The organism is Candidatus Magnetaquicoccus inordinatus (assembly GCF_004217665.1).
Classification (GTDB): domain Bacteria; phylum Pseudomonadota; class Magnetococcia; order Magnetococcales; family Magnetaquicoccaceae; genus Magnetaquicoccus; species Magnetaquicoccus inordinatus.
On the sequence record NZ_RXIU01000165.1, the window covers coordinates 1 to 7,974 of the forward strand.

Genomic DNA, 7,974 nt, shown 5'->3' on the forward strand with positions numbered 1-7,974 from the left:
AGTTGATCGCCGATTCACGACGTTTGTATGCCCAACAACAAAAAAGAGCCTCATCGGCTCTCTCATCCGCAACCCGGCTGTGATCTTGCCAGTTGCTCCCTGCTTTTTTGCAAAGATCTTGCACACCAACTTGCAATCGGTAGGAGGCGGGCTATCCCCCGTCCTCCTACCAACACACACAGCAAAAGAGCGTGCTCAGCAACGATCAGGCAACCGTAATGGGTGCCTCCGCCGTGAACGACTGCCCCTTGTTATCTTTCCAGGTCATCTTCAAAGGACCAGTACTCTCTGCTTTGACAAAGAAAGAGAAAAAGGGATCCTTGGAGACTGCTCCTGACCAGGTTGCTTTCAAAACCTGTTTGCCCGCATACTCCACCACCACACTCTCAATATAATGCGCCGGAATCAGTTGGTCGGTCTCCTTGTTCTTGCGCAAACCACTCTCCATGGGATGCTTGATCAAGGATTTGATCTCTACCAACTCACCCTTTTTGACCGGATCTTTGGGACCACGAATTTTGGGATTGCCAATCTCATCTGCCATCTTGTTATCCTCTCACGCTAGACATCGGTTCTGTTCAGGAAAAAAGCGGCCTAACCGGAACAACCACCGGCGGCTACCTGAATCTCTTTGACCAGGCCATACAATTTGCCGCTGTTGCTCTTGGCAATCACCCGCACCTTGGAGCTTTTGGCCATCCGGGCACGAAACTCCAGCGAAACTTTACCCGCTTCCGGTGTCAAATCAAACTGGGCAATCTCAGGATTGGGATTGCTGTCGATGATCAAAAGCACTGTCTGAATATAGTTGTTTGCTTCCATGGGATGATCGACCATGATCGGCATCCGTACCAAAGCAGCATTTTCAGCAGTGGCAGGGATGTCCAAAGTGACCTTTTCCATGGCAATCGGACCAGCCCCGACCTTTTTGGCAATCAGTTCATCAATATTGACTGCCGGAGCGGCATCCTCAGCACGAGCAATAGAGGGAAGCCCCATCAAGCTGCTGCTTGCAACGGCCGCACCCAGCAAACCTGCGGTGTGAAAAAATTTTCTACGTGTTACACTGTTTGTTTGATCCATAACCACTCTCAAGCCTCCAACTGGGCGTTGACAAAAAGGATAGTGCTCCTTCCCGGTTACTCCTTTTTACCGTCTAAGCTCTCTGGCTCATCCGGCAATTTGTGGGCAATGCCACTGTGACAATCGACACAGGTTTTGTCCCCCTTTTCCATAGCCCGCTTATGCTTGTTCACAGCGGACTTTTCTTGCTTTTCCAGATTCATCGCTTCAAAGTTATGACAAAAACGACACTCTTTGGAGTCCCGATGCCGCATCTCCTCCAGAATGCCCTGCGCCAAACGATAACGCGCTGCCTCAAATTTTTCTGGCGTGGAATAGGTTCCAATCAGATGATGGAAAATATCCTTGGTCCCCACTCTGGCCTTGGCAATAAATTTATCGATGTAATCACCGATATCCTTGCCATGCGGCACATGGCAATCGGCACAGGTCGCCCGGACTCCGGTACGGTTGCTATAGTGAATACTCTCTTTATACTCCTGGTATACACTGGTCATTTCATGACAGGAGATGCAGATCTCCATCTTGTTGGTTGCCGTCATGAAACCAAAGTGAAACAACAGAAAAAAGATAAAGGCCCCACCAAATCCAATAATCAACAAGGTTCCCAAGGCCAATGAACTGGGCTTCCATAAAATGGCCCAGAGATTTTTCAGGAATGTCATCCACGCAACTCCCAACGCTAAAATTGGCTTCGATGGTTTTTAAGTGTGCGTCTGAGGCAGCACCAAAACCACCCCCCCACCCTGCCTGGAATGTCAGGATACACAACCCATTCCGGCTGCTGCAAGGATCCTGTTGATCCTCAGCAGAACAGCTCGGCCCCCTTCAGACCGGGTAATCATGCAAAATTCAGATAATACAGTACAGACTCCCAAAAAATCGGCTAATCAGATATATTTTCGACACAAAGAGGGGGGCAGGACCAATCCTGCCCCCCCTGTACTGGTCAACCGTAAGAGGTATCGTTTGCCCAACCGTGCACTTTAGCTGAAGGTATCCGCCATAATGCTCTGATACCAACTCTCGTTATACAGCGCTTCCTGCTTGCGAATAAAATCCGGCGCTTTCGAGGGCGAAACTCCAGAGGAGATCTCTTTGACCTTGTCCGGTGTGGCCGGATCATACTTCCAGACCGCTGCCACCGAAATGCCATAGTCCGGGCTCAACATGCTATAGCAGGTATTGACATAAGAGGGCTCACCCGGCTCCTTGCCATTCAGCCGGGCAACAATGGCTGCCGCCACCACTTTGGCCTGCGAGTTGGCTGCATAGCCAGATTTGGGCATGCCACCCGATGCCGAAGAGTCACCCACTACAAAAATCCCTTTGTGCTGCTTCGACTCAAAGGTATTCAAATGCACCGGGCACCAACCGCTCTCATTGGTCAGACCAGCGGCAATGGCAATCTTGCCGGCGGTATTGGGCGGAATAAAGTTGATGCAGGCACCAACATGCTTCTCCTCAAAGCCGTTGTTATCGGTATACACAGCCATCTCTTTGGCATCCACCCGGACCACCTTGCCACCTTCGGCACCGGAAACCCATTTGATGATGCTGTTATCCGAACCAAAGCCATACAACTGCGTCCAGCCCTCCTGGAACAGTCCCTGCTTGGAAAATTTTGGCTTGGCATCCAGAATCAGGAGCTTGGATTTTGGCTTGTTTTTCTTGAGATAATGGGCCACCAGACTGGCTCTCTCATAGGGACCAGGCGGGCAGCGATAGGGATCCGCCGGAGCCACCAAGATAAAGGTGTCGCCATCCTGCATCGCAGCAATCTGCTTGGCCAAAGTCACAGTATCCGGACCTGCCTTCCAGGCATGCACAATCTTCTTTTGCGCCTCGGCATCATATCCTGGAAAATCCTTGAAATCGACACCTGGGGCAACAACCAAGGCATCATAGGCCAGCTTTTTGCCGCCTGCTGTAGCAACCGATTTGCCAGCCGGATCAATAGCGGTCACCTCATCGATCACCACCTCGACACCATGCTTTTTCAAGCCTTCATAGTTCCACTTTTGCAAGGCCATGTCGCGAAAACCGGCCACCACCCAGTTGCTCAGCGGGCAGGAATAGTAGTCGGCATTCTTTTCGACCAGGGTAACCTGAACCTTGGGATCAGCCATGCGAATATATTTGGCCACGACAGCTCCGCCATAACCACCGCCGACCACCACCACCTTCTGTTTGGCCTCACCAGCAATGGCAGGTACACCAAAAGAAGAGGTCAGGCTGACCGCCGCTACGCCACTGCTCAACTTAATAAAACTTCTACGTGTCAAATTGGTCATAATGGTAGCTCTCCTCTACACTCTACTTCTGACTGGCATAAAAATGGGCCACGGCTTCCAACTGCTCGGCAGACAGCTTATCGATCCCTGTCTTCATTTTCTCTGCCTGTGGAACCTTCAGCTCTGGATTTTTCAAATCCTGTACCTTGAAGCGGAGATAATCCAACCACTGCCCAGCAACGCGGGGGGTATCATCATCCTGGAACACACCATTATCTTCATGGCATTTGTCACACTTGGCACCCTTGGTGGCCTTTTCGCCCTCTTTTGCCAATTTGGCATTGACCGCTGTAGCCATTTTGGATTGTGGCCCACTCTTGGCATTTTGCCATTTCTGTTTGGCAAACTCATCGGCAATCAGAGCAATCTCCGCCTCGGAATATCCCTTGGCCAAACGACCCATAATGGTGGAAGGACGCTTGCCGCTGGCAAAATCTGCCATCACAGCCTTCAAATATTTTGCAGGCATGCCAGCAATAGTCGGCATGGCCGGACCTGCTGAAATACCATTGGTCCCATGGCAACCAGCACAGGTGTTGGCCAACATGGGACCAGTAGCATCCGCTTGTGCCGCAGATGCACCCAACAGCATCATACCCGCCAATACCCCCCCTACTGCTGTCAACATGCGGATTTTTCTTTGTTGCATGATTTTCCTCCCATCAAAATGGATTATGGTCCCCGGAGTGCCTTACCTGTTCTGTCGACTGGCAAACAGACAGAAACCTGCTCATCTCACCGGCTGAACCCACTTCTAGAACTCACCCTTTGCAGCACCGTTTACTATCTCCCAAATCACGTTCCGAATGCGCAACGCCTCTTTGCGCAGATCTTCCGGCAGACGACGTCCCCCATGGATCATCATATCCAAGTTCATGGTATACAACCATATCTTGCCCGATTTATCCTCCACCACAGCCACACGACAAGGCATGAAACCGGTATAGGCATCGCGATAGTCGGCCATCATCTTGCCCACCATCACATCACAAAACGAGAGAAATGAAATATGGCGGGATTTTTGTCCGGTAACCGCCTCTACCTGCTTGTAGAATGGCGCCTCTCCCACAAAGAGAAAATTGCGGGCCGAAGCCAAACTCTTCAGAGAGTCTTTAACCTCATCCACCGTCAATTTGCTGTCTTCAACCGGAACCGCCCACATCATTGCCTCACCCGGGTCGCGCGTCTTCAGCAGAGCTGTGGCAAACTCAGTGTAAATCTTCATATAGCCCGGATCAAACTCTGCCATGATCGGTGCCAGCTTGCTGTAACCATAACCTGCTCCAATCAATACAGCCAGACCAATCAATGCTAACAGATTTTTGAATAGCGACATCGTGGCGATCTCCAAAACGGGTTGTCGTGAATCTTCTCTACACCGAGCATCCTGTCATATCCCCAGGCGAAGCCAAGGTCAATGAATTTTTCCGAATCTAACATCGTGTGACAGTAAATACTGCCAAGCATAGACATGTCAATAAAAAAAACGTGTAATAGATTTTTTTCTATTTATCGCAATGTTACCTTATTTTTTCCCCATTTGACAATTTTTTGATCAATATTAGAATATAATTATTAACTTTTACTTAACAGCCAATCTCTATATTTTTCACTAGGTTGGCATCAGTCCAGCCATTAACGCTTGTAAATTGTCCACCGAAACAAAGCGCTGGGAAGGGCATGACGGTTGCGTTGAACTGGGTGCCGCTATATGGCATAAATAGCGAATACCAAATTGTTGCGCTGCAATAAGTACTGCCTCAGAATCATCCACCAATAATGTCGATTGCGCATCGAAAGCTATCTTTTGTTGCAGACGTGGCCAAAAGTCCGGATTTTCCTTGGGCAGGCCATATTGATGACTGGTATGCACTGCAACAAAATAGGCGCCAATAGGGGTACGCTGCAGCTTCATGGCCAAAGAACGGGAATGGGCGTTGGTCACCAAATGGGTGGGCTTGCCCGCATCTTGTAACGCCTGCAAAAAGGCGGGAGTCTGCGGGTGCACGCGAATCAAATGGGCAACCTCCTCCTTGAGCAGAGGAATATCCAGATCCAACTGTTGCGACCAATAATCCAGATCATACCATGCCAAACTCCCTTCAACTGCCCGATAGATCTCGTGTAACTGCTGTTGTGCCGCCGCCAAGCTGATCCCGCGCTGCCGGGCAAAAGCTGTCGGCACCGTCTGGCGAAAAAAGGTATTGTCAAAATGGAGATCCAACAAAGTGCCATCCATATCCAACAGCACCGTTTGAATGGCATCCCAGGGCAGACCCGCATGGGCAACACTCTCCTTGAAGTGCGGCATCAGGTATGATACTCGGCATTGATAGTGATATAGCCATGGGTCAGATCACAGCTCCACACCGTATGGCTCGCCTCACCCAATCCCAATCCAACACGAATCACAATCTCCTCCCGCTGCATCACCTCTTTACCCTGTTGCTCCCTATAGGAGGCAAGCCGGCCACCATCGGCAACAACAGCCACCTCACCCAACCACAAAGAGAGGCGCTCCACTGCCAAGGGTACCCCTGCATAACCAACCGCCGCCAAAATCCGTCCCCAGTTGGGATCACTGCCCGCACAAGCGGTCTTGACCAGCGGACTCTTGGCAATTGACAGGGCAACCTGTTTGGCTTCCTGCCGATTGCGCGCCCCTTCCACCTGAATCTGGATAAATTTGCTCGCCCCCTCGCCGTCGCGCACAATGGCCTGCGCCAGCTCCTGACACACCTCTGTCACCGCAGCCAGCAGACGCAGCGCCTCTGGAGCGCTCGCATCGCGCAACAACGGCGCTCCAGAGGCCCCAGAGGCACAAAGCAACACCGTATCATTGGTGGAGGTATCCCCATCCACCGAAATGCTGTTAAAGCTCTCCTCCACCGCCTGCTGCACAATCCTCTGCAGCAGCTCCGGCGCAACTGCAGCATCGGTAAACAGAAAGGCCAACATGGTTGCCATGTCGGGATGGATCATCCCTGCCCCTTTGCTGATTCCCACCACCTGGACCTCTTTTCCCCCCAAAGTGAGGGTGCGGCCTGCCCCCTTGGCAAAGGTATCGGTGGTCATAATCGCCTGCGCAGCACTCTGCCACCCCGAGGCGCGCAAATTCTCTACCAGCTCAGGAATAGCCTGTTGCGGTTTGTGCAACGGCAAAGGTACCCCAATCACCCCTGTCGAAGCCAACAACACCGCCTCCTCAGGCAGTTGCAGCAGACTGGCCACCTGTTGTGACAAGGCAAGTGCATCCTGCATCCCACGCTCTCCATTGACTGCATTGGCATTGCCGGCATTCACCAGCAGCGCCCGCGCCATCCCCTGGTTCTGCGCCAATCGTTGCCGACAGAGTGTGACCGGGGCCGCAACCACCTGATTGCGCGTAAACAGACCGGCAACAGTGGTCTCGGCTGCCATCTCCACCAACAGCAGATCCAAAGCACCGCTCTGCTTGAGACCACAAGCGGCAGTTGCCAGACGAAAACCCTGTACCAGCGGCAAATCAGGAAAAGGAGAGTGGGTGACTGCCATAAAATACCTCACGCAAAAAATTGGCTAATGGGTGGACAACACCTTTTGCTTCAGCCATAGTAGTGGATGCTATTGCAGGTCGGATGATACGAAAAACCGACTGCCGAGAAAACCCTTCACCATCATGAGCTCCACGATGCACAGCGAAACCCCCTCTTTCGCAAAACGGTTGTCAGGACGTTTCGACGGCATGATCCGTCAAGAAGATGCCCAACGCTTGGCCCACACCATTGCCAACCTCGATGGCTGGTATCTGGTCGAACCGCATACCGATCCCCCCGCACAAACTGTCGATGGTCCAACCGCCAGTCGGCATTTGGAACAGCTTCTGGAGGAGATCCTGCGCGAAGAGAGCGGCGTCTGGAGCACGATGGTCTATGTACAGAATCAAGAGGATCCCTGGATCGTCAAGGTTTTTCATCCGCGACGGGCCGGTTGCGGTTGTGGCGGACAAGGGGGAATCGTCCCCTGGTGGGTTCTCTCCCGGATCAAACCAGAACAAATCGCCGAATGGCAACCCGCCTCCTGTCGCACTGCCGACAAACCAACCAAGGGGGCCCTCTGGAAAAAATGGCTTAGCCCTTAGGGGCTGTCTCCTCAGCCACTGCCCCTTCGGGCCGATGATATATGACCCTTCTGCGCGGAGTGGTCGGTCTGTACACTCCGCGCCCCTCTACGCGATAACTCTGGTCGCGCACTTTGTGACTCCTTGCCGCTTGGCCGACACAGAATGGTTGTTCACAAGCTTTTGGCGGGCGCAGCACGCTTCCAGGCATGTCCAAACAAAACCTCCACAGTACAGGCCAGAGAGTCATCCGGCAGTGCAAATTGCTGGTGATAGAGCTGCTGCAAGGCACTCCAATAGCCTCTGCCACGCAACCCTTTGCTTTGCTCTGGATGCGGATAACCACTCCCCATGGCCCGCAACTGGCGGCGTACTGTATGCACATCAGCAACCGGCACAATCGCCTGCTCCCGATCCACCACCGGCATGACCAAGGCACTGGCTGTCAACAAATCTCCCAACCCTGCCAAGGAAGGCAACTCAGGAAGAGGCGAACGC

At 52.3% G+C, this 7,974-nt stretch carries 9 protein-coding genes and 1 pseudogene; 1 reads left to right on the forward strand and 9 read right to left on the reverse strand.

Annotation, left to right across the window (positions count from 1 at the left end):
* Positions 1–205 precede the first annotated feature (205 nt).
* The 8 genes from soxZ to argJ all read right to left on the reverse strand — a co-directional run bounded on the left by soxZ (position 206) and on the right by argJ (position 6,911).
* Complete coding sequence (soxZ, locus tag EJP87_RS11495) at positions 206–544, reverse strand: thiosulfate oxidation carrier complex protein SoxZ (protein ID WP_130472020.1); 339 nt, start codon at positions 542–544, stop codon at positions 206–208.
* Positions 545–594: 50 nt separating this feature from the next.
* The gene (locus EJP87_RS11500; RefSeq protein WP_193771319.1) at positions 595–999 is read right to left on the reverse strand and encodes a thiosulfate oxidation carrier protein SoxY; all 405 of its coding nucleotides are present in this window, start codon (positions 997–999) and stop codon (positions 595–597) included.
* A 140-nt stretch (positions 1,000–1,139) separates the two neighbouring features.
* Entirely contained in the window at positions 1,140–1,748 is a 609-nt protein-coding gene (locus tag EJP87_RS11505) for a NapC/NirT family cytochrome c (RefSeq protein WP_130472022.1), read from the reverse strand.
* Positions 1,749–2,069: 321 nt separating this feature from the next.
* The gene (locus EJP87_RS11510; RefSeq protein WP_130472023.1) at positions 2,070–3,377 is read right to left on the reverse strand and encodes an NAD(P)/FAD-dependent oxidoreductase; all 1,308 of its coding nucleotides are present in this window, start codon (positions 3,375–3,377) and stop codon (positions 2,070–2,072) included.
* Positions 3,378–3,399: 22 nt separating this feature from the next.
* Positions 3,400–4,026, reverse strand: coding sequence for a c-type cytochrome (locus EJP87_RS11515; RefSeq protein WP_130472024.1), 627 nt, complete (start codon positions 4,024–4,026; stop codon positions 3,400–3,402).
* A 105-nt stretch (positions 4,027–4,131) separates the two neighbouring features.
* Positions 4,132–4,713 carry a DUF302 domain-containing protein gene (locus EJP87_RS11520; protein WP_130472025.1) on the reverse strand — a complete coding sequence of 194 codons (582 nt, stop codon included), beginning with the start codon at positions 4,711–4,713 and terminating at the stop codon, positions 4,132–4,134.
* A gap of 276 nt (positions 4,714–4,989) precedes the next feature.
* Positions 4,990–5,688: a GMP/IMP nucleotidase gene (gene yrfG / locus EJP87_RS11525; RefSeq protein WP_130472026.1), complete on the reverse strand. Its 699-nt coding sequence runs from the start codon at positions 5,686–5,688 to the stop codon at positions 4,990–4,992.
* Positions 5,688–6,911 (reverse strand): bifunctional glutamate N-acetyltransferase/amino-acid acetyltransferase ArgJ, encoded by a 1,224-nt coding sequence (argJ, locus tag EJP87_RS11530; RefSeq protein ID WP_130472027.1) that lies wholly within the window; start codon positions 6,909–6,911, stop codon positions 5,688–5,690. Before argJ ends, yrfG begins: the two co-directional genes overlap by 1 nt.
* A gap of 136 nt (positions 6,912–7,047) precedes the next feature.
* On the opposite strand from argJ, the gene EJP87_RS11535 reads away from it, so the two are divergent.
* Positions 7,048–7,497: a hypothetical protein gene (locus EJP87_RS11535; protein ID WP_130472028.1), complete on the forward strand. Its 450-nt coding sequence runs from the start codon at positions 7,048–7,050 to the stop codon at positions 7,495–7,497.
* A 152-nt stretch (positions 7,498–7,649) separates the two neighbouring features.
* Here the strand turns inward: EJP87_RS11535 and EJP87_RS17840 are convergent.
* Positions 7,650–7,974, reverse strand: a pseudogene (locus EJP87_RS17840) (hypothetical protein); the annotation flags it as partial.